The 25259-nt window shown below is 67.1% G+C and carries 21 protein-coding genes; 15 read left to right on the top strand and 6 right to left on the bottom strand.

The window, feature by feature from the left end; translation table 11 throughout:
- Positions 1-100: 100 nt before the first annotated feature.
- The 4 genes from HAV22_RS10535 to HAV22_RS10520 all read left to right on the top strand — a co-directional run bounded on the left by HAV22_RS10535 (position 101) and on the right by HAV22_RS10520 (position 4429).
- Entirely contained in the window at positions 101-1021 is a 921-nt protein-coding gene (locus tag HAV22_RS10535; protein ID WP_229421177.1) for a DMT family transporter, read from the top strand.
- 93 nt (positions 1022-1114) lie between these two features.
- A complete protein-coding gene (locus HAV22_RS10530; RefSeq protein WP_166859038.1) occupies positions 1115-1576 on the top strand; it encodes a RidA family protein in 462 nt (153 codons plus the stop codon).
- A gap of 140 nt (positions 1577-1716) precedes the next feature.
- Entirely contained in the window at positions 1717-2910 is a 1194-nt protein-coding gene (locus HAV22_RS10525; RefSeq protein ID WP_166859037.1) for an aminotransferase-like domain-containing protein, read from the top strand.
- A gap of 187 nt (positions 2911-3097) precedes the next feature.
- The gene (locus tag HAV22_RS10520; protein WP_166859036.1) at positions 3098-4429 is read left to right on the top strand and encodes a diguanylate cyclase; all 1332 of its coding nucleotides are present in this window, start codon (positions 3098-3100) and stop codon (positions 4427-4429) included.
- A 2-nt stretch (positions 4430-4431) separates the two neighbouring features.
- Here HAV22_RS10520 and HAV22_RS10515 read toward each other — a convergent pair whose 3' ends face one another.
- Genes HAV22_RS10515 through HAV22_RS10505 form a run of 3 tightly spaced genes read right to left on the bottom strand, consistent with a single transcriptional unit; the run spans position 4432 to position 9171 of the window.
- Positions 4432-5997, bottom strand: a complete 1566-nt coding sequence (locus tag HAV22_RS10515; protein ID WP_166859035.1) for an FGGY-family carbohydrate kinase — start codon at positions 5995-5997, stop codon at positions 4432-4434.
- Positions 5987-7582, bottom strand: a complete 1596-nt coding sequence (locus HAV22_RS10510; RefSeq protein WP_166859034.1) for a glycerol-3-phosphate dehydrogenase/oxidase — start codon at positions 7580-7582, stop codon at positions 5987-5989. The genes HAV22_RS10515 and HAV22_RS10510 overlap by 11 nt, the downstream gene beginning before the upstream one ends.
- Positions 7579-9171: an FAD-binding oxidoreductase gene (locus tag HAV22_RS10505; RefSeq protein ID WP_166859033.1), complete on the bottom strand. Its 1593-nt coding sequence runs from the start codon at positions 9169-9171 to the stop codon at positions 7579-7581. Before HAV22_RS10505 ends, HAV22_RS10510 begins: the two co-directional genes overlap by 4 nt.
- A 104-nt stretch (positions 9172-9275) precedes the next feature.
- Between HAV22_RS10505 and HAV22_RS10500 the strand changes: the two genes are divergently transcribed.
- Complete coding sequence (locus HAV22_RS10500) at positions 9276-10301, top strand: AraC family transcriptional regulator (RefSeq protein ID WP_229421176.1); 1026 nt, start codon at positions 9276-9278, stop codon at positions 10299-10301.
- Positions 10302-10431: 130 nt separating this feature from the next.
- Entirely contained in the window at positions 10432-12702 is a 2271-nt protein-coding gene (locus HAV22_RS10495) for a glycoside hydrolase family 31 protein (RefSeq protein WP_166859031.1), read from the top strand.
- A 169-nt stretch (positions 12703-12871) separates the two neighbouring features.
- Here HAV22_RS10495 and HAV22_RS10490 read toward each other — a convergent pair whose 3' ends face one another.
- Complete coding sequence (locus HAV22_RS10490; RefSeq protein WP_166859030.1) at positions 12872-13630, bottom strand: YoaK family protein; 759 nt, start codon at positions 13628-13630, stop codon at positions 12872-12874.
- A 106-nt stretch (positions 13631-13736) separates the two neighbouring features.
- Between HAV22_RS10490 and dapC the strand changes: the two genes are divergently transcribed.
- The 4 genes from dapC to HAV22_RS10470 all read left to right on the top strand — a co-directional run bounded on the left by dapC (position 13737) and on the right by HAV22_RS10470 (position 18289).
- On the top strand, positions 13737-14957 hold the full coding sequence (dapC, locus tag HAV22_RS10485) for a succinyldiaminopimelate transaminase (protein WP_166859029.1): 1221 nt from the start codon (positions 13737-13739) through the stop codon (positions 14955-14957).
- A gap of 23 nt (positions 14958-14980) precedes the next feature.
- Positions 14981-15805: a 2,3,4,5-tetrahydropyridine-2,6-dicarboxylate N-succinyltransferase gene (gene dapD, locus HAV22_RS10480; protein WP_166859028.1), complete on the top strand. Its 825-nt coding sequence runs from the start codon at positions 14981-14983 to the stop codon at positions 15803-15805.
- A 124-nt stretch (positions 15806-15929) separates the two neighbouring features.
- On the top strand, positions 15930-17069 hold the full coding sequence (locus HAV22_RS10475; protein ID WP_166859027.1) for a PilT/PilU family type 4a pilus ATPase: 1140 nt from the start codon (positions 15930-15932) through the stop codon (positions 17067-17069).
- 635 nt (positions 17070-17704) lie between these two features.
- Complete coding sequence (locus HAV22_RS10470) at positions 17705-18289, top strand: hypothetical protein (RefSeq protein WP_166859026.1); 585 nt, start codon at positions 17705-17707, stop codon at positions 18287-18289.
- Positions 18290-18366: 77 nt separating this feature from the next.
- On the opposite strand, the gene HAV22_RS10465 is transcribed toward HAV22_RS10470, so the two are convergent.
- Positions 18367-18555 (bottom strand): hypothetical protein, encoded by a 189-nt coding sequence (locus tag HAV22_RS10465; RefSeq protein ID WP_229421175.1) that lies wholly within the window; start codon positions 18553-18555, stop codon positions 18367-18369.
- A gap of 415 nt (positions 18556-18970) precedes the next feature.
- Between HAV22_RS10465 and HAV22_RS10460 the strand changes: the two genes are divergently transcribed.
- The 4 genes from HAV22_RS10460 to HAV22_RS10445 all read left to right on the top strand — a co-directional run bounded on the left by HAV22_RS10460 (position 18971) and on the right by HAV22_RS10445 (position 23453).
- Entirely contained in the window at positions 18971-19333 is a 363-nt protein-coding gene (locus tag HAV22_RS10460; RefSeq protein WP_166859024.1) for an ArsC family reductase, read from the top strand.
- Complete coding sequence (gene dapE, locus HAV22_RS10455; protein ID WP_166859023.1) at positions 19330-20481, top strand: succinyl-diaminopimelate desuccinylase; 1152 nt, start codon at positions 19330-19332, stop codon at positions 20479-20481. The genes HAV22_RS10460 and dapE overlap by 4 nt, the downstream gene beginning before the upstream one ends.
- Before the next feature lie 15 nt (positions 20482-20496).
- Positions 20497-21384: a 50S ribosomal protein L3 N(5)-glutamine methyltransferase gene (gene prmB, locus HAV22_RS10450; protein WP_166859022.1), complete on the top strand. Its 888-nt coding sequence runs from the start codon at positions 20497-20499 to the stop codon at positions 21382-21384.
- A gap of 98 nt (positions 21385-21482) precedes the next feature.
- Positions 21483-23453, top strand: coding sequence for an ATP-binding cassette domain-containing protein (locus tag HAV22_RS10445; RefSeq protein ID WP_166859021.1), 1971 nt, complete (start codon positions 21483-21485; stop codon positions 23451-23453).
- A 3-nt stretch (positions 23454-23456) separates the two neighbouring features.
- Here the strand turns inward: HAV22_RS10445 and HAV22_RS10440 are convergent, their stop codons facing one another.
- Positions 23457-23936, bottom strand: coding sequence for a chemotaxis protein CheW (locus HAV22_RS10440; protein ID WP_166859020.1), 480 nt, complete (start codon positions 23934-23936; stop codon positions 23457-23459).
- 140 nt (positions 23937-24076) lie between these two features.
- Here HAV22_RS10440 and HAV22_RS10435 point away from each other — a divergent pair, with 140 nt between their 5' ends.
- Positions 24077-25177: an HDOD domain-containing protein gene (locus tag HAV22_RS10435; protein WP_229421174.1), complete on the top strand. Its 1101-nt coding sequence runs from the start codon at positions 24077-24079 to the stop codon at positions 25175-25177.
- The last annotated feature ends 82 nt before the right edge of the window (positions 25178-25259 follow it).

The raw sequence follows: 25259 nt of genomic DNA, 5'->3' as shown, positions 1-25259 counted from the left end.
AGTATGCAAAAGGATATCGGCAAGTGTATCGGGACTGTACTGCTCGCCCGGTCTAGCATAACCCTGACCAAGGTTTGCTGCAACGACAACAGGAGAACCCATGCGTCCCACCACCCTCGCCCCACCCCACGTCCCCGCGGCGGCATCCGACGACACGCGCGGCATGCTGCTCGGACTGGCCGGCGTCGCCATCTTCAGCCTCACGTTGCCGTTCACGCGGCTCGCCGTGCGCGAACTCGATCCGCTGTTCCTCACGCTGGCCCGCGCGCTGGGCGCCGCCGCGCTGGCGGCGGGCTGGCTGCGCCTGCGCCGCGTCGCGTTTCCGGGACGGTCCGCGCTGTGGCCGCTGACCATCGTGGCGCTCGGGTGCGTGCTCGGATTTCCGCTGCTGAGCTCGATCGCGATGCGCACCGTGCCCGCGTCGCACGGCGCCGTGCTGGCCGGCATGCTGCCGCTGGCGACCGCGCTGTACGCGGCACTGCGCGGCTACGAGCGGCCGTCGAACGGATTCTGGCTCGTGGCGCTGCTGGGGTCCGGCCTCGTCGTCGTATTCGCGCTGAGCCAGGGCGGCGGCGCGCTGCAGGCGGCCGACGTGCTGATGTTCGGCGCCATTGTCGCCGCGGCGGCCGGCTATGCGGAAGGCGGCCGCCTCGCGCGCACCTTGGGCGGCCAGGAAACGATCTGCTGGGCGCTCGTGCTGGCCGCCGTCCCGGCCGCCGTCCTTCTGGCCGCGCTCGAAGGCGACCAGCTGGCCCGGCTGGGATCGGTCGGCGCGGCCAGCTGGCTCGGGTTCGGCTACATCACGGTCGGCTCGATGTTCATCGGCTTCTTTTTCTGGTATCGGGGCCTCGCGCTGGGCGGCGTGGCACGCGTGGGCCAGGTGCAGCTGCTGCAGCCGTTCCTGTCGCTGGCCGGCGCCGCGGTGCTGCTGGGCGAGGCGTTGACCCCGGCCAACGTCGGCTTCGCCCTGGCCGTGATCGCGACCGTGGCGCTGGGCCGACGGATGCAGGTCAGGCGCTGATGAACCCGCACCGCGCAACGTGCACGACAGTGGGCATGCCCGCCGCCGCGTCGTACAATAAACGCTTTCTTTTCACGCAACCCTGGGGAATTCATGTCCGTCTACGACAAACTCAAAGCACTGAACATCACCCTCGCCGCGCCAGCCACGCCAGCCGCCGCCTACGTCATGTATGCGCAGACCGGCAATCTGGTCTTCCTGTCCGGTCATATCTCGAAGAATGCGGACGGCACCGTGAATGCGGGCCTGCTGGGCCGCGAAAAAACGACGGAACAGGGCAAGGCGGCGGCGCGTGCCGTTGCGGTCGACCTGATCGGCACCTTGCAGGCAGCCGTCGGCGGCGACCTGCACCGCGTGAAGCGCATCGTCAAGGTGATGAGCCTCGTCGCGTCGACGCCGGACTACACGGAACAGCACCTCGTCACGAACGGCTGCTCGGAACTGCTGGGCGAAGTGTTCGGCGACGCCGGCAAGCACGCGCGCTCGGCCTTTGGCGTGGCGTCGCTGCCGCTGGGCGCCTGCGTCGAGATCGAATTGATTGCGGAAGTAGCGTAAGCTATTGTCCGGCAACGATATTTTCTGCCAAAATTTAACCGGAGCGCGTCTACCAGGCGTGCTCCTCTTTGAGAGAGCAGCCTATCCGGCGTGCTTTATAATGGCCGACGCACCAACGTGGCCCTTCCTGTGAGACAAGTATGAAAATCGAAAATCCCAATCCCATCCAGTGGCAGTTCTCGGAACGCGCGCAGCAGCTGCAAAGCTCGGCGATCCGCGAGATCCTGAAGATCACGCAGCGTCCGGAAATCATTTCCTTCGCCGGCGGCCTGCCCTCGCCCGCCACGTTCCCCGTCGAACGCATGAAAGCCGCCTACGACAAGGTGTTGTCGGAAAACGGCAAGCAAGCGCTGCAGTACGGCCCGACGGACGGCTACGCGCCGCTGCGCGAATGGGTGGCGAACTACCTGTCCACGGAAGGCACGAAGATCGTGCCGGAGCAGATCCTGATGGTGTCCGGCTCGCAGCAGGCGCTCGACCTGCTGGGCAAGGTCCTGATCGACGAAGGTTCGCGCGTGCTGGTGGAAACCCCCAGCTACCTCGGCGCGCTGCAGGCCTTCTCCGTCTACCGCCCGGAATTCCAGTCGGTCGAGACCGATGACCACGGCCTCGTGCCCTCGTCGATCGAGCCGCTGGCCAAGGGTGCGCGCCTGCTGTACTCGCTGCCGAACTTCCAGAATCCGACCGGACGTTCGCTGTCGATCGAGCGCCGCCTGGAACTGGTCGAGACCTGCGCCCGCCTGGGCCTGCCGCTGATCGAGGACGATCCTTACGGCGCGCTGTCGTACAAGGGCGAGCCGATGCCGCGCATGCTGTCGATGAACCCGGACGGCGTGATCTACATGGGCTCCTTCTCGAAAGTGCTGACGCCGGGCATCCGCCTGGGCTACGTCGTCGCCCCGCTGCCGCTCGTGCGCCGCCTCGAGCTCGCGAAGCAGGCCGCCGACCTGCACACGGCCACGCTCACGCAGATGGTCGTGCACGAAGTCGTCAAGGACGGCTTCCTGGACGAGCACATCCCCACGATCCGCAGCCTGTACGCGAACCAGTGCCAGGTGATGCTGGACGCGATGGCCGAGCAATTCCCCGAAGGCGTGACGTGGACCCGTCCGGAAGGCGGCATGTTCGTCTGGGTCACGCTGCCGAAGCACATCGACGCGATGAAGCTGCTCGACCAGGCCATCGCCGCGCGCGTGGCGTTCGTCCCGGGTGGTCCGTTCTATGCGAACAAGCCGGAAACGAACACGCTGCGCCTGTCGTTCGTGACGGTGCCGCCGGAGCGCATCCGCGAAGGCATCGCCACCCTCGGCAAGCTCATCAAGGACCAGATGTAAGGTCCTGTTCAAAGGGCGGTACCATGGTGCCGCCCGTCTACGACAATTGTCGAACTGACTAAACAATTGTCAGTTGCGCAAAAGTTACATATTTTCCCGATAGTAAAAAAACTTATTGCCCGCCGCAGCTCTGCGGGGTGTATGATTTTGCACGCAATCTAACGTGCATCCCCCCGCCAAGCACCGTATGACCAACCCTGCGACCGCGCCGCTTGCCGACTCGCGCAAGCCCGCCATTCTCATTGTCGACGACGCGCCCGACAACCTCGGCGTGCTGCGGTCGATGATGCTGCGCCAAGGCTATCAGACGTTCGTCGCCACGTCCGGCGACCGCGCGCTCGACATCGCCCAGCGCGTCAAACCCGATGTGATCCTGCTCGACGTCGTCATGCCCGGCCTCGACGGCCTGGAGACGTGCCGCCGCCTGAAGGCGCATCCGGCCACGGCGCGCATTCCCGTGATCTTCATGAGCGCGCGCGGCGACACGGCCGACATCGTCGCCGGCTTCGACACGGGCGCCGCCGACTACATCCCGAAGCCGCTGCGGCTGGAAGAAGTCTGCGCGCGCGTGCGCGCCCAGCTGCGCCTGCGCAGCAGCACCGACACGCAGTCGGAACAGGCCGACCGGCTACGCATGATCGTCAACAGCATGGACCAGGGTCTGTTGATCGTCGAAGGCTGCGGGCGCGTGCAGTACGCGAACCCGGCCTGCGACCGCTACCTGGGCTATGCGCCCGACGAACTCGTGGGCCTGTCGCTGAAGGACTTGCTGGACTGCCCGGAGGCCGGCTGCTGCGAGGGCCTCGATGCGATCGGTTATGGCACGCGCGAAGTCAAGATCCGCCACCGCGACGGTGGCCTGCGCGCGATGGACCTGACGATGACGCCGATGCACGCGGCAGACGGCCTGTTCGTCGCGCTGCTGCACGACATCACGCACCACAAGCAGTCCGAAGATGCGCTGCAGCGCGCGGCGCTGCTCGATCCGCTCACGAAGATCGCCAACAGGCGCCACTTCGACGCGTTCCTGGAGAAGGAATGGCAGCGCGCGATCCGCAACGCGCAGCCGCTGTCGCTCGTCGTGCTCGACGTCGACCACTTCAAGCTGTACAACGACACGCTCGGCCACGCGGCCGGCGACGTGTGCCTGCAGCGGGTCGCGCAGACCCTGCAGGACCACGCCGCGCGTCCAACCGATCTCGCCGCGCGCTACGGTGGCGAGGAATTCGTGCTGCTGTTCGCGGAGACGCCGGCGGAAAGCGTGGCGCGCCTCGCGGAGATGATCCGCGCGGCCGTGGAGGCGCTGGAGATCCCGAACCCGCGCTCACCGACGTCGACGTGGCTTACCGTGTCGGTCGGTGTGGCCACGATCGTGCCGACACAGCTGGATGCGACCGACAACCTGTTCGTGTGCGCCGACCGCGCCATGTATGCCGCCAAGGCCGGGGGCCGCAACCGCGTCGAGGCAACCATCGTCGGTACGGCGTGGGACGTCGTGCAGGACGCGGCGCTGTACTGACGCTAGCGCGCGGGATACCCGGTGATCGCCGCGATCTCGCGGTACAGCGGCTGCAACTGCCGGTACATCTTGAGATAGACCTGCCGATACAGCCGGTCGTACACGTCGCGGTGCGCCGGCACCGGTTCGAACACCCGGCCCACCCGCGTCATCGCATCCATCGCCGCCGCGAAATCGCGGTGCAGGCCCAGGCCCGCCGCGGCGTCGATGGCGGCGCCCAGGGCCGACGTCTCGTACACGTGCGGCCGCGCCGTCGGCAGCCCGAAGATGTCGGCCGTCAGCTGCATCGCGCAATCGCTCTGCGAGCCGCCGCCGGACACGCGCAGCGCCGTGATCGGCACGCCGCTGCGCTGTTCGATGCGCTCCTTCCCTTCGCGCAGCGCGTACGCGAGGCCTTCCAGGATTGCGCGGTACACGTGCGCCCGCGTGTGCACGTCGCCGAAGCCGATGATGGCGCCTTTCGCTTCACGTCCCGGCACGCGGATGCCGGGTGTCCAGTACGGCTGCAGCATCAGCCCCATCGAGCCCGGCGGGACGGCGCTCGCGAGCTGGTCGAACAGGTGTTCGGGCGCCACGTCTTCCGCCAGCGCGCGCTGCTGCTCGCGGTGGCCGAACTGCTCCTTGAACCAGTTGACCATCCAGTAACCGCGGAACACCTGTACCTCGCTGCTGTACGCACCGGGAATCGCGGCCGGATACGGCGGCAGGAACGGCGTCACCTCGACGTAGCGCGTGCCCGTCGTGTTGATGGTAGCCGTCGTGCCGTAGCTGAGGCACCCGACGTGCGGCTCGCGGCAGCCGGCGCCGATCACTTCGCACGCCTTGTCCGCGGCGGCCGCCAGCAGCGGCGTGCCGGCCGGGATGCCGGTCGCCTCCGCGGCGGCGCGGCCGATCTCGCCCAGCCGGTCGCCCGGCTCCACGAGTTCCGGCAGCATGCGCGGTTCGACGGCCAGCGCCTGCCACTTCCAGTCGCGCGGCCCGGCCCAGCGCCGGCGCTTGTAGTCGAACGGGACGTACGCGACCTGCGACCCGGACGAATCGGCGAAGCGCCCGCACAGCCGCCAGTTCAGGTAACCGGACAGCAGCAGGAATTTGTCCGTCGCGGCCCACACCTCCGGCTCGTGCGCGCGAATCCAGTTGATCTCGGCCTCGCCGCGAAAATAATCGATGGTGCCGTCCACGCGCGCCAGCTTGAACGCCGTGCGCCACCACCAGGCCAGGGGCGGCACCGTGTCCGTATGGCGCTGGTCGAGCCACGTGATGGCGGGGCGCAGCGGGCGGCCGTCACGGTCCAGGTTGACGACGGTGCCGCGTTGCGTCGTCACTGCGACGCCGGCGATCGACTCGCGCCGCACGCCGGGCTGCGTCCACAGGCCCTGGCACGCGCGGCACAACGATTGCCAATAGTCTTCGGGGTCGTGTTCGGCCCAGCCGGGCTGCCGGGAAAAATAAGCGTCCAGCATCACCTGCGACTTGGCGACGATGTTCCCGGCGAGATCGAACAGGATCGCGCGCACGCTCTGGGTGCCGTTGTCGATGGCGAGGATCGTCGTCGTGTCAGTCTTCATGGGGCAGGCCGTGGTGAAGGGTCCAGTGGGCGCGGTACGCCGTCTCTTCCCGCGCCCAGTGTACGTCGTCCCAGCCGAGTTCCGGCTGGCAGATCGCGCGGATGCGCGCCAGGTGCGCCGCGCCGCCGTCGCGCAGCAGGAGGCCCAGCCGGGTGCGGCGCAGCAGCAGGTCGTCCAGGTGCCGCACGGCTTCGCTGCGCGCGGCCCAGCGCAGCTCGGCCCATGCCGTTTCCGTGCCGGGAATGCGTTCCAGTTCGCCGGGCCCCGCCGCATCGATGAGCGCAGCAGCGCACGCGCCATAGCGCCCGTGCAGCCGGCGCAGCGTGCCGGCATCGACGTCGACATCGACCGGCACGGCCGGCAGCGGGACCGGCGCGAACACGGGGCACGCGTCGAGCGGATCGTCCCAGCCGGGCAGTTGATGCTTTACGAGCCGCAGCGCGTCGAGCGCAATGGCGCGGAACGTCGTCAGCTTCCCGCCGGCGATCGCCACGAGACCGGGACTGCTCCACGCCACGTGCTCCCGCCCTTCCTGCGACGGCGCCCCGCCTTCCTTGCCCGCGATGACGGGCCGGACACCCGCATACGTCGACACGACGTCATCGTCGGTTAGTTGCAGGTGCGGGAACTGCGCCTGCAGCGCCGCCATCAGGTAATCGACTTCCGCGCGCGTGATGCGGGGCTCGCGCTCCATGCCGTCGTCGTGGTCGAGGTCCGTCGTGCCGACGAGCGTCGCACCTTCCCACGGATATGCGAACACGGGCCGGCCGTCGTGGGGATGCATCAGGCTGACGGCGCGCGCCAGCGGCAGCCGCCACGCGGGCAGGATCAGATGGCTGCCGCGCAGCGGACGCAGGCGCGGGCCCTGGCCGTGCAAGGCGCCGGACCAGGCACCCGTCGCATCGACGACGACGCGCGCGCGCACCGTGTAGGTCGTGCCGTCGTCGGCGCTGGCGAGCGTCGCGCCGCACACGCGGCCGCCCGCCCGCAGCAGCTCGCGCGCGCCCAGGTGGTTGACGGCCGCCGCGCCGTGGTCCAGCGCCTCGCGCAGCACGCGCAGCACGAGGCGGGCGTCGTCCGTGCGGGCGTCCGTGTAGACGATGCCGCCGGCCAGGCCGTCGCGCTTCACGTTCGGCGCCGCCAGCAGGAAGTCGTCGGCGGCGAGCCAGTGCGGTTCGCGCCGGTGTGCCATCGCATCGTACAGCGCGAGGCCCGTGAGGAAGCTGCGGCGGCCGCGCGCGCCCTCGTACTGCGCGAACGCGAAGCCCTGCGGCTCGACGAGGCCGGGCGCGGCGCGCAACAGCATCTCGCGCTCGCGCACGGATTCCGCCGTCAGCCGCAGGTGGCCGCCCTTCAGGTAGCGCAGCCCGCCGTGCACGAGCTTCGACGAGCGGCTCGACGTTCCCCACGCGAAGTCGCGGCGCTCGACGAGCAGCGCACGCAAGCCGCGCCGCGCGGCCTCCAGCAGCACGCCGGCGCCACTGATGCCGCCGCCGATCACGATCAGGTCCCACTCGCCCGCCAGCACCTCCGCCAGGCCTGCGCGCCCGTCCCGCTGCCACAGCGCGGCGTGATCTGCCGTCATGGCGTCACCAGCTTGCCCGGATTCATGCGTCCATCCGGATCGAACTCGCAGAACAGCGTGCGCAGCGCCGCCATGCCCAGTTCTCCCTTTTCGTGCGCGAGCCATGGCGCGTGGTCGCGGCCCACGCCGTGCTGGTGGCTGATCGTGCCGCCACCCGCGACGATCGCCTCCGACACCGCGGTCTTCAACTGGCGCCAGCGCGCGAGGTCCGCGTCGTAGTCGCCGGCCAGGCGCCAGATGAACGTCGAGTAGACGCTGGCGCCTTGCGGATACAGGTGCGACAAGTGCGTGTACGCGTGCACGCGCTCGCCGTCACGCGCGAGCGCGCCGTGCGCGGCCCGCTCGATCGCGTGCATCGCGGGCGTGACGCGGGGCCAGTCGAGCGCCGTCTCCACCGTGTCGATCGCATACCCGTGCGCCCACGCGCTGTTGCGCAGGTACACGTTGCGGAAGCGGTTGCGCTTCCAGCGCTCGCCCAGTCCACGGCCCGCGTGCACGCCGCCGTCGCGTCGCGCCAGCGCCAGCGCGGCCTTCAGCGCGGCGCGTGCCTGCGCCTTCTCGCCGCTCGCGCCGACGAGCAGCATGCATTTATCGGCGCGCGCGCCGCGCATCTTCAGCCACGCTTCCAGCAACGCGACCTGGCGGCCGTGGCCGGCCAGCATCAGCATCGTGGCCGTCTCCGTCGCATTCGACAGGCGCAGCATCGACAGGCCCAGGCGCGCTTGCACGATCATGCGCACGGCGCGCTCGGCGCCATGCCAGTCGGGGAAGAACACGGCGTGGAAGGCTTCGTACGGCGGCAGGCGGCTGATGCGCACCGCGGCTTCCGTCAGGATGCCGAGCCGGCCTTCCGACCCCAGCACCAGTTCGCGCAAGTCGGGGCCCGCGGCGGACGCGGGGAACGTGGGCATGGCGAGCGTGCCGGACGGCGTCTCCACGCGGCCGCCCGCGAACAGCTGCTCGATGCGGCCGTAGCGCAGCGATTGCTGGCCGGACGAGCGCGTGACGACCCAGCCGCCCAGCGTGGAGTAATCGAACGATTGGGGGAAGTGGCCCAGCGTATAGCCGTGCGCGCGCAGCTGCGCTTCCAGGTCCGGCCCCGCCACGCCCGCCTCGAACACCGCGAGCTGCGCCTCCTCGTCGAGCGACACGAGGGCGCGCATGCGCGCCATGTCGACGCAGAGTGTGGGCCGCGCGCCGACGGCGTCCAGGTGGCCCGCGACGCTCGTGCCGCCGCCGTACGGCACGACGGCCGCATCGTGCGCCGCCGCGAAACGCAGCAAGGTGCGCACGTCGTCCGCGCTTTCCGGGTACGCGACGCCGTCCGGCGCCGCGTCGATGCGGCCGTAGCGCAAACGCAGCCAGTCCTGCAGGCTCTGGCCCGCCGCGTGCGCGAGCCGCGCCGGCGCGCCCGCATCGATGAGCGGATGCGGCGGCAGGCGGCCGGGCGGCAGGCTTCCGCACAGCGCGTCGAACGCGGCATCGCGCGGCGCCGTGCCCGCGCCGATGGCGCCGCGCAGGAATGCCAGTGCGCCCTCGCCCACCGGCACATCGATCGTATCGTCTCCCCAACCGTTCCAGCGTCGCATCTGCCGTTCTCCCCGTCGTGTTATGCGGCTATACTCGTTTGCGGCCACTTTAAGAAAAACGACGACCCGAGTATTGCGGATTCATGCCAAGCGCTTGTTCGAACATGCCAGCCACACCGTCGCGCGTCACCGCGGCCTATCTGCAGCCGCTGCTGGAGACCGCGGCCGCGCTGGGCATCGCCCCGTCCGCGCTGGCGCAAGCCGCCGGCCTCGCACCCGACCTGCCCGACCCGCTGCCGGACGCGCTGGCGGCATCCGACTACATCGCACTGCTGGACGCGGGCAGCCGCCTGGCCGGCGACCCGCATTTCGGCCTGCACGTGGGCGAGCGCGTGCGGCCCGGCACGTACAGCGTCTATGGCCTCGTGCTGCTGGCCTGCCGCGACATCGGCCAGGCGCTGGAACAGACGCAGCGCTACGAACAACTGTCGCACGACCTCGGGCGCTCCCGCCTCGAGGCCCATGGCGCCCACGCGCGCTACACGTGGATCAGCCATTATCCGCACGCGAGCCGGCACCTGGCGGAAAGCGTGTTCGCCGGCATCCGCACGTTCGGCTCGTGGCTCGCGGGCCGACCGCTGGCGCCGCACGCCCTCGCGTTCGCGCACGCGCGGCCCATCGACGCCGACCCGGCCGAGTACGCGCGCGTGCTGGGCGGCGTGCCCGCGTTCGGCGCGTCCGCACACACGGTCGATTTCGACGCGGCCCTGCTCGCGCTGCCGCTGCCCGCCGCCGACACCGCGCTGTATCCGCTGCTGCAACAGCACGCCGAACGCCTGCTGCGCGAACGGGCGCAGGCGACGAGCGGCATCGTCGCGCAGGTACACGCGGCCATCGTGCGCACGCTCGCGCGCGAACCCGTGCGGCTGGCGGGCATCGCCGCCGAACTCGCGCTGTCGCCGCGCACCCTGCAGCGCAAGCTCGCGGACGCGGGCGCGACGTTCCAGCAGGTGCTGGACGCCGCGCGCTACGCGCTGGCGATGGACTATCTGCGCCAGGACGGCCTGTCGCTCGTCGACATCGCCTTCCTGCTCGGCTTCCAGGAACAGAGTGCGTTCACGCACGCGTTCCGCGAATGGTCGGGCGTGAATCCGGGCGCGTGGCGCGAACGGGCCTTGACCTCCTCATGATGCTCTTCATTTCAGTATGTTTGCGATAACATTTCATGTTAGACTTTGAAACTACGTCAACATGACGTGTAACGCACCTGCCACCGGGGACAACCGGCAGGTTCACCAACACGAACAGGAAGAACAACAAATGTGGAAGTCCTTATTCATTGGGAGCGTGTCCGCCTGGACGCTGACGGCGCATGCGGCGGCGCCGTCGATGCAGCGCGTCGACACGGGCATGCAGGTGCGCACCGACGCGGGCGTGCTGACGATCGAACCGGTGGCGCCACGCGTCATCCACGTCCGCTTCGGCCCGGCGGGCTTTGCCGGCAACTACAACCCGGCCGTCATCGCCAAGCCTGAAAAGATCGGGTTCCAGATCGCCGAATCCGCCGACGCGTGGACGCTGTCGACGGCCGACCTGAAGGTGCGCGTGGGACGCGCAGACGGCAACGTCGTCTTCCAGACGCCGGACGGCAAGGAGATCATCAAGGAAGGCGGCCGGGACCTGTCGCACGGCGTCGCGCAGCGCTTCTATACGGGCGAACACGGGAACATCGTGTACGGCCTCGGCCAGCACCAGAACGGCCTGCTCGACTACGGCGGCACCACCGTCCGCCTGCAGCAGGCGAACCGCGACGTCGCGGTGCCGATGCTCGTCTCGCCGCAGGGCTACGGCATCCTGTGGAACAACGCGGCCGTCACGGACGTCGACGTCGACCTGCCGTCCGGGCCGCCGATCATGATCCGCTCCGAAGCGGGGGGCGTCGATTACCACTTCATGTACGGCCCCGAACTCGACGACGTGATCAAGGGTTACCGCCGCCTGACGGGCACCGCGCCGCTGATGGCGCGCTGGACGTGGGGCCTGTGGCAGTCGAAGGAACACTACGCGACGCAGGACGAACTGCTCGGCATCGCGGCGAAATACCGCCAGATGAAGGTGCCGCTCGACGCCGTCATCCAGGACTGGCAGTACTGGCTGCCGGGCCAGTGGGGCAGCCATGAATTCGACAAGGCGCGCTACCCCGACCCGGCCGGCATGGTCAAGAAGCTGCACGACGAAAACGTCCACGCGATCATCTCCGTGTGGGCCCGCCTCGATACGGACACCGCGAACACGAAGGCGCTGGACGCCATCGGCGGCCTGTATCCGGCCACGTACCCGAACGTCTACCCGGCCGGCAAGGGCCGCTGGTACGACGCGTACAACCCGCGCGCCCGCGACCTGTACTGGCGCCAGGTGATGCGCGGCCTCGGCACGCTCGGCTTCGACGGCTGGTGGCTGGACGCGTCGGAAGCGGAACTGGGCGGCTGGTGGGGCCAGATGCGCGAGGTCACGACGGCCGCCGGTCCGGGCAGCGCCGTCTACAACGCGTACCCGCTGCTGCACACGACGGCCGTGCATGACGGCATGGTGCGCGACCAGGCCGGCAAGCGCGCGTTCATCCTGACCCGCTCCGCGTACGCGGGCCAGCAGCGCAACGCGGCCATCACGTGGTCGGGCGATACGATGGGCACCTGGGACGTGTTCCGCCGCCAGATTCCCGCCGCGCTGAACTTCACGCTGTCCGGCATCCCGTACTGGTCGGCCGACATCGGCGGCTTCTTCGGCGGCAAGCCGGCGGACCCGGCGTACGCGGAACTGTTCACGCGCTGGTTCCAGTTCGGCGTCTTCAATCCGATGTTCCGCGTGCACGGCACGGGCGACGGCAAGGAGATCTGGCAGTTCGACGCGGCCACGCAGAAGATCATGCGCGACTACATCGACGTGCGCTACCGCCTGCTGCCGTACATCTATTCGGCCTCGTGGGACGTCACGCACAACGACGGCACGATGATGCGCGCCCTCGCCTTCGACTTCCGCGACGACGAGCACGCGCTGCACGTCGCCGACGAGTACATGTTCGGCAAGGCCCTGCTCGTGGCACCGGTCGTGCAGCCGAAGTCGCAGGCGCGCGAAGTCTACCTGCCCGGCAAGGACGCGTGGTACGACTTCTGGACCGGCGCGAAGCTGGCCCCGGGCCAGGTGGTGACGGCGAAGGCCGACATCGCGACGATTCCCGTCTACGCGCGCGCCGGCAGCATCGTGCCGCTGGGCCCCGTGAAGCAGTTCGCGGACCAGAAGTCGGATGCGCCCGTCGACCTCGTCGTCTATCCGGGCAAGGACGGCACGTACGAGCTGTACGACGACGGCGGCGACGGCTACGCCTACCAGAAAGGCGCGTACGCCCTCGCGCGCATGACGTGGACCGACGGCGCGAAACGCCTCGACATCGCGCCGCGCCAGGGTCGCTACGACGGCATGCCGGCACGCCAGTCCTTCGCCGTGCGCTGCGGCACGAAGACGGGCGAGGTGCGGACGGTCGCCTACGACGGCAAGGCCACGTCCGTCACGCTGCCGGAGTGCGGCGGCTGACTCGAGGGTCACGCGTGGGCTCGGGGAGCCCCCCCTACTTGCTACACGGTAGGGTGGGCACCCCGTGCCCACGCGAACGCATCCGCCCCGTCAGCGCGGTAGGGTGGGCATTTGAGGCCGGGGGCCTCAAATGAAACGAGCCCACGCGCACATATGCGATTCGTCGACGTTACTTGACCCTGCGGGCCCGCGCGCGCAAGTCGTCCAGCGCGGGCACGATGGCGAGGCCGGACAGTAGCAGCGCCAGCGGCACCGTCGCCACGTAGCCGAGCATCTTGAACCCGACGGCGCCGGCCACGCCACCGCAGAAGAAGCTGCCGAGCAGCCCGCACAGTACGGCCAGCCGTCCATGGTTGGCGGCGACGTAAGGACGGGCCGCCGCGTCGGCATTCCAGTACAGCATCTTGCCCAGCTCGATGCCGATGTCGGTGACGATGCCCGTCATGTGCGTCGTGCGGATCTCCGCGTGCGACAGCTTCGTGACCAGGGCGTTCTGCAGCCCCATCGTGTAACACAGCAGCATCACGGTGACGGGCACGAACAGGCCCGCGATGCTGGACAGGCGCGCGCCGAGCACGCCGAACGCCAGCAGCAGCATGGCTTCGAACAGCAGCGGCAGCGCGTATTCGCTCGCGAGGGCGCGGCGGCGGCCGTAGTTGACGAGCAGCGCCGTGCTGGCCGCGCCCAGCAGGAACGACACGATGGCGCCCAGCGCATCGAGCACGAGGTCGGCGGCGCCGAGAGCGAGGTTGTCGGCGGCCGACGAGACGATGCCCGTCATGTGCGACGTGTACTGGTGCACGGCGAGGAAGCCGCCCGCGTTCATGGCCCCGGCCACGCCGGCCAGCGCGAAGCCGAGGTGACGGTTGGCGCGCGCGCTGCGCGCCTGGGCGGTGAGAGTGCGGACGTAGTCGACGGAGCGCTGCATTAGTCAATACTAACCCAGCCCGACGGCCCCGGAAAGCCCGGCGTGGCACAGGATCTCGCTATAATTGCCCTTCTCACACGAACATCGCCAAGAAAAACTCATCGCCGTGAACCCACATCTCGACCGCCTGCACCCCTATCCGTTCGAAAAGCTGCGCCAGCTGTTCGCCGGCGTCACGCCGAATCCCGACCTCGCCCACATCAGCCTGGGCATCGGCGAGCCGAAGCACGCGACGCCCGCCTTCATCCAGAAAGCGCTGACGCACGCCATGGCCGGCCTCGCCACGTATCCGACGACGCACGGCGGCGAACCGCTGCGCGCCGCGATCGCCGGCTGGCTGGAACGCCGCTACGGCATCCCGACTATCGACGCGGCCACGATGGTGCTGCCCGTGAACGGATCGCGCGAGGCACTGTTCGCGATCGCGCAGACGGTGATCGATCCGCGCAAGGCGGGCGCGCTCGTCGTCAGCCCGAACCCGTTCTACCAGATCTACGAAGGCGCGGCCTACCTGGCGGGCGCAGAGCCCTATTTCGTGAACTCGCAGCCGGGCCGCAACTTCGGCTGCGATTACGCGAGCGTGCCGGACGACGTGTGGCAGCGCGTGCAGCTGCTGTACCTGTGCTCCCCCGGCAATCCGACGGGTGCCGTGCTGTCGCTGGACGACTGGCGCGAGCTGTTCGCGCTGTCCGACCGCCACGGCTTCGTGATCGCGGCGGACGAGTGCTATTCCGAGATCTATTTCGGCGCCACGCCGCCGCTGGGCGCGCTGGAAGCGGCGCACCAGCTGGGCAGGAGCGGCGGCGCGCGGCCGTACACGAACCTGATCGTGTTCTCGAGTCTTTCGAAGCGCTCGAACGTGCCGGGCATGCGGTCGGGCTTCGTCGCCGGCGATCCGGAACTGATGAAAAAATTCCTGCTGTACCGCACCTATTGCGGCGGCGCGATGTCGCCGCCCGTGCAGGCAGCGTCGATCGCCGCATGGAACGACGAGGCCCACGTGCAGGAGAACCGCAACCTGTACAAGGAAAAATTCACGCTCATCACACCGTTGCTGAAGCAGGTGATGGACGTCGAGCTGCCGGACGCGGGCTTCTACCTGTGGGCCGACGTGCGCCGCACAGGCCTGTCGGACACGGAGTTCGCACGCGGCCTGTACGCCGAATATAATGTAACGGTTCTACCCGGCAGCTATCTCGCGCGCGACGCGCACGACAGCAATCCGGGACGCAACCGCATCCGCATGGCGCTCGTCGCCGGCGTGGACGAAGGACTGGAAGCGGCGAACCGCATCGTCCAGTTCTGCAACGACCTCAAGTCTTCCTGACACACCACCTGAATAGACAAATCATGACCCAACAACTCCAGACCATCATCGACACCGCGTGGGAACAGCGCGCAGAGATCAGCCCGGCCTCCGCCAGCGCCGAAGTGCGCGACGCCGTCGCCCACGTCCTGGCCGGCCTTGACGACGGCAGCCTGCGCGTGGCCCAGAAGGACACCGGCAGCTGGGTCGTCAACCAGTGGATCAAGAAGGCCGTGCTGCTGTCGTTCCGCCTCGAAAACAACGTGCCCGTCGAAGGCGGGGGCATGCAGTTCTACGACAAGGTTCCGACCAAGTTCGCGAACTACACGGCGGAAGACTTCGCGAAAGGCGGCTTCCGCGTCGTGCCGCCGGCCGTGGCCCGCCGCGGCTCGTTCATCGGCAAGAACGTCGTCCTGATGCCGTCGTACGTGAACATCGGCGCCTACGTCGACGAAGGCGCGATGGTCGACACGTGGGCCACCGTCGGCTCGTGCGCGCAGATCGGCAAGAATGTCCACCTGTCGGGCGGCGTGGGCATCGGCGGCGTGCTGGAACCGATGCAGGCCAACCCGACCATCATCGAAGACAACTGCTTCATCGGCGCCCGCTCGGAGATCGTGGAAGGCGTGATCGTCGAAGAGAACTCGGTGATCTCGATGGGCGTGTACATCGGCCAGTCGACCAAGATCTACAACCGCGAGACGGGCGAAGTGACGTATGGCCGCATCCCGGCCGGTTCCGTCGTCGTGTCGGGCAGCCTGCCGTCCGCGGATGGCAAGTACAGCCTGTATTGCGCCGTGATCGTCAAGCAGGTCGATGCGAAGACCCGTGCGAAGACGGGCATCAACGAGCTGCTGCGCGGCGTGTAATCCAGCGTTCTCATCCTGGATGCATCTGGTGGGCACGGGGTGCCCACCTTTCGTTTGCATCCCCGCTCCCTCAGGTTAGAATCCCTTAATCGCAGAAAATTACTGCGCAGCAAGGGAGAGCACCATGATGATGGAACGCCTGTTCCAGTTGATGAAGGAAAAGAACGCGTCCGACATGTTCTTCGCGGTCAATTCCCCAGTCCACATCAAGATCAACGGGAACCTCATCCCGATCAACCAGAACAAGCTCGAACCGGAAAACATCCGCGTGCTGCTGGCGGAAATCGCGAGCCCGGAGCAGATGGAAGAGCTGGAGCGCGAGAACGAGCTCAACATGGGCATCTCGGTGCCGAACCTGGGCCGCTTCCGCCTGTCCGCATTCCGCCAGCGCGGCAGCATCTCCGCCGTGTTCCGTTTCGTCCCCGCCACGATCCCGCCGCTGGCCGAGCTGGGCCTGCCGCCCGTGCTGTCGGAACTGATCATGGAAAAGCGGGGCCTGATGCTGATCGTGGGCGCGACGGGCTCCGGCAAGTCGACGACGATCGCGTCGATGCTCGACCACCGCAACGAGCAGCGCCACGGTCACATCCTCACGCTGGAAGACCCGATCGAGTACCTGTTCAAGAACAAGAAGTCGATCGTCAACCAGCGCGAGATCGGCAGCGACGCGAAGGATTTCGAGGTCGCCCTGCGCAACTCGATGCGCCAGGCGCCCGACTGCATCCTGATCGGCGAGATCCGCGACAAGGACACGATGGCCGCCGCCCTCGCATACGCCCAGTCCGGCCACCTCGTGCTGGCGACCTTGCACGCCAACAACAGCTACAACGCGCTGAACCGCATCATCAGCTTCTATCCGATCGAGAACCGCCCCGCCCTGCTGCAGGACTTGTCGTCGGCGGTGAAGGCCATCGTGTCGCAGCGCCTCGTGCGCGCAAAGGCCGGCGGGCGGCGCCAGGCCGCGGTGGAGATCATGGTCAACACGCGTTATATCGCGGACCTGATCGAAAAAGGCGACATCGGCGAGATCAAGGACGCGATGGACAAGAGCCTGTCGCCCGGCTCGCAATCGTTCGAAAAGGCGCTGCTGGAACTGGTGCAGGCCGACCTCGTCACACAGGAAGAGGCGCTCGCCAACGCCGATTCGGCCACCAACCTGCTCTGGCTGATCAATAACGGGCCGGACAGCAAGGCCGAACAGGAGCAGGCGAAACCGGCCGAGCCGGACGGGCCGTCATTCACGGAATTCACGCTGGACAATTGACCAGGATCGCCTCACCGTTTCGCGTCCTCCCGAGTGGGCTATCGATGAATCGTTACCGTCCAGGACACACGATTTCCGTTTCACGCTAGAGCCTGACTGGCGAGTGGCGCCGCTGGCGTTTTGGGTTCATTTGCCGGTAGAAGGATCGACAACGGAGTACGCTCCGCCTGCGCCGGCAGCGATATTGCATAAAGGCTTCGCGTTCCTTCACGTCGATGTGGACGGGGTGGATTTAGCGTTCAGCTCCTTGGCACAGTTGAACCACTTCATCGAAGTCATGGAGGCGAAACCGCTCCCGACCAGTCGCCAGCTGTCCAGGAAACGGCAAGCATCGGTTGGCCCGAACAGTCACTGGTTAAGCCGTCTGCCAGCGACGCTAAAGACCCCGAAGAAGCGCACGAAACTGGTCAGCAAACTGCAGGCCGTGCGGGAGCAACTGTTGCCGTTGGGTGGTTCATGGCACAGTGATCCGCATTTTCGCTAGCGACCCGGTTTTTTAAGACGGGCATCCGCTTTGGGTGGGTCGCGCCTGCCGTGATAGTTCGAGATATTTCGAGCTCGGCAAACTGCTATGCTGGGTCGAATGGCCGAGTTCGGCCTGATCACCCACTCAACCTGCGGCAAGCGAGACGAACATGCAACTCACACGCGCTGGACTCCCGGTCACGAAAGCATTACATCTCCTCATCGCCGGATCCCTATTATTTTGTTCCGCTTCTGTTGCAGCGCAAACTGCACCGTCCAAGTTTGTCGTCCAGACCCTTGAACCGACCGGCGGCAAGATCGAGCGCCCAAGCGAGTGGTTCTATGCCGAAGCGCATGGCGGCCCGGTGTACAGGTGGACGTTATCCCGGGAAGACACGTCGGGAAATCGCCCCTATACCACGGGTGTCAAGATCCAGGCATTCACTGGGGTCAAGCAGGGAACGGGAAAGACGGCCAAGGAGTTTGCCCTCGAGTTTGCGGAGGCGAAGAAAAAGGAAAGCAAGGTAATCAGGTCGTGCCCGGAGGTCAATCAAGGCTTGTTCACACGTACATGTCTCGAAACTGAGGAAGGTCCTCACCGCATCCTTTACTCCCTGTTCTGGGGAAGCAATGGCCTGGATATCGCGGTCATTTCGATTGCCGGGACGACCAAGGAACTCTGGCAAACCTACGCTGCTACGTTCGACAGAATGAGCACTTTTGAACTCATCGATATGAAGCGCTTCACGCAGTGATTCCACGATTGATGCGCTCACAAGTTCGCTACGGGTCGGTTCCGGCTGGTCGAGACAGGCCGTAACTTGATTCGGCGCTATTGCGCCGCCGTGAGCTTGAGCCCCGGCCGCAGTGCCTGAGAAGCTTCCTGTTGACGTTTACGCTGATCGGATACCTGCTCGATTCCCTTCGTTGTTACCTCTTCCAGAAAAGCAATACGAGCCCGGTAGTAATCTGCGCGTAACTGCATTTCAAGCAAATGTTGCTCGGATTGATACAGCTCCATGCGCAGGTCGTTGAGCGACCGTTTTGCGTGTTTCTCAGGTGTAGGAGCGTGATGAGAAATTAAGTTTGCCAGCCACCGTAGCATAATGCAGCCCTCCTGTCGTCAGGTGCTTTCCCGCTGCTATCAAAACGGAAATCACGCCACTGTTACACACCGACTCGATGCGATTTCCAGCTAGACACAGTCTATCAAACATTTATGCAAGATTCGTGAGCACCGCACCAATCTGTTGTTAAAATTACACTGCCCCGATATTCCCTTCGAATAGGCGATTGACGCGCTCGCCGAAAAGCGCCGCAGGACGACCGCCCCGCGATGCGGACTCCTTCCCGGCCTCGACATTGCTAAACTAGCCGGTGGACACCCGCCCTGTGCTATCCTTCCCGCCTTCCAGAATTGCAACACCCGCCCCGCCATGAAAAAGACCCTCTACGGCATCCCCAACTGCGACACCGTCAAGAAAGCCCGCACCTGGCTCGCCGACAACGGCCAGGAATTCGAGTTCCACGACTTCAAGAAGCAAGGCCTGGACCGCGCCACCGTCGCGCACTGGCTCGAACAGATCGATTGGGAAACGCTCGTGAACCGCAAGGGCACGACGTGGCGCAAACTGTCCGACGACCGCCGCGCGCAGGTCGTCGACAAGGCCAGCGCCCTCGACCTGATGCTGGAAAACCCGTCCGTCATCAAGCGGCCCGTGCTGGAAGGCGCAGGCAAGCTGTCCGTCGGCTTCTCGGCCGAGCAGTACGAAAACCTGTTCGGAGACTGGCCCGCATGAAACCGTCGCGCACGCAACTCCTCACGGAAGAGCTGATCGCGCTCGATTCCGTCACGCCGCAGGACAAAGGCTGCCAGCAGAAGCTGCAGGCGCTGCTCGCGCCGCTCGGCTTCCGCTGCGAGACGATCGAGTCGAACGGCGTGACGAACCTGTGGGCCCGGCGTGGCGACGCGGCGCCCGTGTTCGTGTTTGCCGGCCACACGGACGTCGTGCCGACGGGCCCCGCGAACCAGTGGGCATCGGCGCCGTTCGAGCCCACGCGGCGCGACGGCAAGCTGTACGGCCGCGGCGCGTCCGACATGAAAACGTCGATCGCCGCCATGGTCGTCGCCGTCGAGGAATTCGTGGCCGCCCACCCGGACCACATGGGCTCGATTGCCTTCCTTCTGACGTCCGACGAGGAAGGCCCGGCCACGGACGGCACCGTGATCGTCTGCGAGCTGCTGAAAGAACGGGACGAGGCGATCGACTATTGCCTCGTCGGTGAGCCCACGTCCAGCCACGTGCTGGGCGACATGATCAAGAACGGCCGCCGCGGCTCGCTGTCCGGCTGCCTCATCGTCAAGGGCGTGCAGGGCCATATCGCGTACCCGCACCTGGCGCGCAATCCGATCCACCTGGCCGCACCGGCACTGGCCGAGCTCGCGGCGGAGAAATGGGATGACGGCAACGAATACTTCCCGCCGACGAGCTGGCAAGTGTCCAACGTCGCGGCCGGCACGGGGGCGACGAACGTGATCCCGGGCGAGATCAGGATCGACTTCAATTTCCGCTTCTCCACGGCCAGCACGGCCGAGAGCCTGCAGGCGCGCATGCACGCGATCCTCGACCGCCACGGCCTCGACTACGACCTGAAATGGACGTTGTCCGGCCACCCGTTCCTCACGCCGAAAGGCACCTTGTCGGACGCGATCTGCGGCGCGATCAAGCAGGAACTGGGCGTCACGACGGAACTCTCGACGACCGGAGGCACGTCGGACGGCCGCTTCATCGCCCGCATCTGCCCCCAGGTGATAGAATTCGGGCCACCCAACGACAGCATCCACAAGATCGACGAGCACATCGAAGTGCGGTACATCGATCCGCTCAAGAACATCTACCGGCGCACGCTGGAGCGCTTGCTGACCATCCCGCCGTCCGCGGCATAACGACGAAACCTGGCCATGACCACGACCCAATTCTGCACGCCGCGCGACCTGCTGCGCTACGCCGTCACCCGCTTCAACGGCGCGAAGCTGTTCTTCGGCCACGGCAGCGCCGAAGCGTTCGACGAGGCCGCCTACCTGATCCTGCACACGCTGAAGCTGCCGCTGGACAAGCTCGAGCCGTTCCTCGACGCGCGCCTGCTGCCGGAAGAGATCCTGCAGGTGATGGCCGTCATCGAGCGCCGCGTCAACGAACGCGTGCCGGCCGCCTACATCACCAACGAGGCGTGGCTGGGCAGCTACAACTTCTACGTCGACGAACGCGTGCTCGTGCCGCGCTCGTTCATCGCCGAGCTGATTCCGAATTTCTTCAGCCCGTGGGTGGCCGATCCGGACGGCGTCGAGAACGTGCTCGAACTGTGCACGGGTTCCGGCTGCCTCGCGATCATGCTGGCGGACGCGTTCCCGAACGCCGTCGTCGACGCCGTCGACATTTCGAAGGATGCGCTGGCCGTCGCCGAGCGCAACATCCGCGACTACAAGCTGGAAGGCCGCGTGAACCCGATCGAGTCCGACCTGTACCAGCACGTGCCATTCAAGAAGTACGACCTGATCGTGACGAACCCGCCGTACGTGAACAGCGATTCGATGGGCAAGCTGCCGCCGGAATACCTGCGCGAACCGCAGATCGCCCTCGCGGGCGGCGAGGACGGCATGGACCTCGTGCGCAAGATCGTCGACGGCGCCGCCGAGCGCCTGAGCCCCGAAGGCGTGCTGATCGTCGAGATCGGCAACGAGCGCGAGTACGCGGAAGCGGCGTTCGGCCACCTGGGCCTCACCTGGTTGACGACCAGCCAGGGCGACGACGCCGTGTTCCTGCTGACGGCCGAGCAGTTATCCCAGTAGAGTGGGCACCCCGTGCCCACGCGAACGTTTGCGTGATGGATGCGTACGCGTGGGCACAGGAGTGCCCACCCTACGGTCCGAGCTAGATTCCAGGTAATATGATCCGATTTTCCAACGTGAGTCTCATGCGCGGCACCAAGCCGCTGCTGGAAGACGCCGACCTCACCCTCAATCCCGGCGACAAGATCGGCCTGATCGGCGCGAACGGCGCCGGCAAATCCAGCCTGTTCGCGATGCTGCGCAACGAGCTCCATCCGGACCAGGGCGAGATCGACTTCCCCGCGCGCTGGCGCATGGCCTACGTGGCGCAGGAAACGCCGGCGCTGGACCGTCCCGCCATCGAGTACGCGATCGACGGCGACGCGCATTTGCGCGACCTGCAGGCCGAGCTGGATCGGCTGGAGGCCCTGCCGCACACGACGGAGAACGGCATCGCCATCGGCCATGTGCACTCGGGCCTCGCGGACGCCGACGCGTACACGGTGCAGTCGCGCGCGGAGCAGTTGCTGCTGGGCCTGGGCTTTTCGCTGGAACAGATGCGCCAGCCCGTCGCCAGCTTCTCGGGTGGCTGGCGCATGCGCCTGAACCTTGCGCAGGCGCTGATGTGCCCTTCCGACCTGCTGCTGCTGGACGAACCCACGAACCACCTGGACCTGGACGCCATCATCTGGCTCGAGGACTGGCTCAAGCGCTATGCGGGCACCCTGATCATCATCTCGCACGACCGCGACTTCCTCGACGAAATCGTGAACGTCATCGTGCACATCGACGAGCGCAAGTTGAAGCGCTACTCGGGCAACTACTCCGCGTTCGAGCGCCAGCGCGCCGCGCACCTCGTGCTGGCCGCAGCCGCATACGAAAAGCAGCAGCGCACGCGGGCCCACCTGCAGTCGTTCGTCGACCGCTTCAAGGCCAAGGCGACCAAAGCGCGCCAGGCGCAGAGCCGCATGAAGGCGCTGGCGAAGATGGAAGAACTGGCACCGCTGCGCGCGGCCGCGGAATTCTCGTTCGAGTTCCGCGATCCGCTGTCGGCGCCGAATCCGCTGCTCGTGATGGAAGACGTCGATGCCGGCTATGCTATCCTCGACGGCCACGGCGACAAGGTCGGCGGCAAGACCATCGTCCACAAGGTGAATTTCTCGCTGCAGACGGGCCAGCGCATCGGCCTGCTGGGCGTGAACGGCGCCGGCAAATCCACGCTGATCAAGACCGTCGCTGGCGAGCTCGCGCCGCTCGCGGGCACGGCCACGTTGGGCAAGGGCCTCGTCATCGGCTACTTCGCCCAGCACCAGGTCGAGATGCTGCGCCACGACGAATCGCCGCTGTGGCACCTGCAGAAGATCGCGCCGACCACGCGCGAGCAGGAGTTGCGCAACTTCCTCGGCGGCTTCAACTTCCCCGGCGATATGGTGACCAGCTCCATCGCGCCGTTCTCCGGCGGCGAGAAGGCCCGCCTCGCGCTCGCGCTGATCGTGTGGCAGCGCCCCAACCTGCTGCTGCTGGACGAACCGACGAACCACCTGGACCTGGAAACGCGCGAGGCGCTCACGCTGGCGCTGGCGCAGTTCGAAGGCACGCTCGTCGTCGTCTCGCACGACCGCCACCTGCTGCGCGCGACGACCGACCAGTTCATCATCGTCGCGGACGGCCGCCTGCAGCCGTTCGACGGCGACCTGGACGACTACAAGGACTGGCTGTTCCAGACCAAGTTGAAGGCCGACGGCGCCGCGAGCGCCCCGCTGCCCGCGTCCGCGGCCGCGCCGGCGCCCGTCCCCACGGTCGACCGCAAGGAGCAGAAGCGCCAGGAAGCGGAAGAGCGCCAGCGCCTGGCCGCGCTGAAGAAGCCCATCGAGAACCGCATCAAGCGGCTGGAAGAGCAGATGGCGAAGCTGAACGCGAAGAAGGCCGACGTCGACGCCCGGCTGCTTGAGCCGGGCATCTACGAGGCGGACAAGAAGGAAGAACTGAAGAACCTCGTGGCCGACCAGGCGTTCCTCACGCGCGACCTGGGCAACCTCGAGAACGAGTGGCTGGAATTGCAGGAGCAGCTGGAAAGCCTCGTCGCCTGACGGTCATGCCACCTGGCGCGCGCCGTCCTGCCTGGGGCGGCGCACGGACATCAGCCGGTCGATGTCGACGAGGATCAGCCGGCGCGTCCCCGTCTGCCCCAGCCCGATCAGGTAATCGACCTGCGCGTCGTCCGCGCCGGGCACGGGCGAGACCTGCTCGGGCGCCAGCGACACGACGCCCGTCACGCCATCCACCACCATCCCCATCACGCACGTCGACAACCGGAGGATGATCACGTCCGTCATCGGATCGGGCGCGCGCGCCGCCGTGCCGCAGGCGGCGCGCATGTCGACGAGCGGCATGACGACGCCCCGCGATACGGCCACCCCGCCGATGATCTCGCCGTCCGATGCGAAGCGTTCGAGGGCCTTCAACACGCGCAATTCCTGCACCTTGGCGACGTCGAGCCCGTATTCGAGCCCGCCGAGGGTGAAGCTCAGGAATTGCGTCGTTGGCGTGGCGGCGGTCGTGGTCGTGTGCATGGCGAATCCTTTCTTCAAGATCGACATGCTATGGCGGTGACGCTTGGAAATTGTTGAGTACAGTCAACAATCTATGAGACATTTCCTAACTTGCGTTCGGCGCCTGCGCCCGTACAATGCTCGGAATTGACCTAAGGGGGATGACGATGTTCCGGTGGCTGCAACGCCTGATTTCCGGCCCGGCCGCCGTGCAGACGCAGCCGGGCACCGCTTTCGCCGCCGACGCGGCGCCCGTGCCCGAGGTGCTCGACCCGCCGGCGGCCGCGCCCGAGCCTGCACCTGCAACTGCTGCGCCGTCCCCGTCCCCGTCCGTCGTCTCGTTCGAGCAGCTGGAGCGCATCAACGGCACGTGGAACGCGTGGCTGTTCGACCGCGCGGACGGTGGCCTGGAATTGTCCGACGCCGAGACCCGCGTACTGGATGCGCTGGCCGCGATCATGGCATCGCAGCAGTCCGGCGCGGCGCTCGTGCGGCGCATGCCGGGGCTCATTCCGCAACTGCTGCAAAGCCTGCGCAGCGAGACGTTTTCCGGCGCGGCCCTGTCGCGCACCATCGCGACCGACCCCGTGCTCGTCGCGGCGGTCGTCCGCCTCGCGAACAACTGCTACCAGGGCACGGGGAATTCGATCACGAGCGTCGAGCACGCGGTGATCCTGATCGGCCAGGAAGGCTTGCGCCAGCTGATCACGACGGTCGCGTTCCGCCCCATCATCGACATCAATTCGGGCTTCTACACGCGCCGGCTGGCGCCGCACCTGTGGGCCCATTCGGAGCGTTGCGCGATGGCCGCGCGCCAGGTGGTGGCCACGCTCGGCCCGGACGGCGGCATCGTACCGTTCGACGCCTTCCTCGCGGCGCTGCTGCAGAACGTGGGCCTGATCGTCAGCCTGCGCGTCATGGACCAGGCCGTGCGGGAGGGCGAGCGCCTCGGCTCGGACGTGTTCCTCGCCCAGCTCGCACGCGACACGCGCCGGCTGTGCGCGAGCATCGCGCGCGAATGGAATTTCCCCGACACGGTGGCGCAGGCGCTGCTGGAACAGGGCACGCTGCGGCGCGGCACGGCCGTGTCGCCGCTGGGGCGCCTGCTCAAGCTGACGGATTATCTGGGGAAGGTGCGGATGCTCGTCGAGCAGGGCTTGCTCGACGAGGCGGATGGCGGCGTTTTCGCGGGGCTGCCGCCGGAAGCGGCGCAGTGTTATGCGGCGCTGGTGGCGAATGGAGACGCCGCACCGGCCGCGTGAACGCGTGCAACTGGTGGGCTCAGGGAGCCCACCCTACGAGATACGGCCGCGTGAAAACATGCATCTAGTTGATTTGGGTTCG

The sequence above is a fragment of the Telluria antibiotica genome (assembly GCF_011682055.1).
Lineage (GTDB): Bacteria > Pseudomonadota > Gammaproteobacteria > Burkholderiales > Burkholderiaceae_D > Telluria > Telluria antibiotica.
This window is presented reverse-complemented; position numbering and strand designations above follow the sequence as displayed.

Bases quoted from the DNA above. Each gene is read 5' to 3' on its own strand.
- HAV22_RS10525 (WP_166859037.1), top strand. From the start codon at position 1,717: ATGAAAATCGAAAATCCCAATCCCATCCAGTGGCAGTTCTCGGAACGC.
- HAV22_RS10495 (WP_166859031.1), top strand. From the start codon at position 10,432: ATGTGGAAGTCCTTATTCATTGGGAGCGTGTCCGCCTGGACGCTGACG.
- HAV22_RS10535 (WP_229421177.1), top strand. From the start codon at position 101: ATGCGTCCCACCACCCTCGCCCCACCCCACGTCCCCGCGGCGGCATCC.
- HAV22_RS10520 (WP_166859036.1), top strand. From the start codon at position 3,098: ATGACCAACCCTGCGACCGCGCCGCTTGCCGACTCGCGCAAGCCCGCC.
- HAV22_RS10460 (WP_166859024.1), top strand. From the start codon at position 18,971: ATGAAAAAGACCCTCTACGGCATCCCCAACTGCGACACCGTCAAGAAA.
- HAV22_RS10445 (WP_166859021.1), top strand. From the start codon at position 21,483: ATGATCCGATTTTCCAACGTGAGTCTCATGCGCGGCACCAAGCCGCTG.
- HAV22_RS10490 (WP_166859030.1), bottom strand. From the start codon at position 13,630: ATGCAGCGCTCCGTCGACTACGTCCGCACTCTCACCGCCCAGGCGCGC.
- HAV22_RS10530 (WP_166859038.1), top strand. From the start codon at position 1,115: ATGTCCGTCTACGACAAACTCAAAGCACTGAACATCACCCTCGCCGCG.
- HAV22_RS10475 (WP_166859027.1), top strand. From the start codon at position 15,930: ATGATGATGGAACGCCTGTTCCAGTTGATGAAGGAAAAGAACGCGTCC.
- dapD (WP_166859028.1), top strand. From the start codon at position 14,981: ATGACCCAACAACTCCAGACCATCATCGACACCGCGTGGGAACAGCGC.
- HAV22_RS10435 (WP_229421174.1), top strand. From the start codon at position 24,077: ATGACGATGTTCCGGTGGCTGCAACGCCTGATTTCCGGCCCGGCCGCC.
- HAV22_RS10440 (WP_166859020.1), bottom strand. From the start codon at position 23,936: ATGCACACGACCACGACCGCCGCCACGCCAACGACGCAATTCCTGAGC.
- HAV22_RS10515 (WP_166859035.1), bottom strand. From the start codon at position 5,997: ATGAAGACTGACACGACGACGATCCTCGCCATCGACAACGGCACCCAG.
- HAV22_RS10505 (WP_166859033.1), bottom strand. From the start codon at position 9,171: ATGCGACGCTGGAACGGTTGGGGAGACGATACGATCGATGTGCCGGTG.
- HAV22_RS10465 (WP_229421175.1), bottom strand. From the start codon at position 18,555: ATGGAGCTGTATCAATCCGAGCAACATTTGCTTGAAATGCAGTTACGC.
- dapE (WP_166859023.1), top strand. From the start codon at position 19,330: ATGAAACCGTCGCGCACGCAACTCCTCACGGAAGAGCTGATCGCGCTC.
- HAV22_RS10500 (WP_229421176.1), top strand. From the start codon at position 9,276: ATGCCAGCCACACCGTCGCGCGTCACCGCGGCCTATCTGCAGCCGCTG.
- HAV22_RS10470 (WP_166859026.1), top strand. From the start codon at position 17,705: ATGCAACTCACACGCGCTGGACTCCCGGTCACGAAAGCATTACATCTC.
- HAV22_RS10510 (WP_166859034.1), bottom strand. From the start codon at position 7,582: ATGACGGCAGATCACGCCGCGCTGTGGCAGCGGGACGGGCGCGCAGGC.
- prmB (WP_166859022.1), top strand. From the start codon at position 20,497: ATGACCACGACCCAATTCTGCACGCCGCGCGACCTGCTGCGCTACGCC.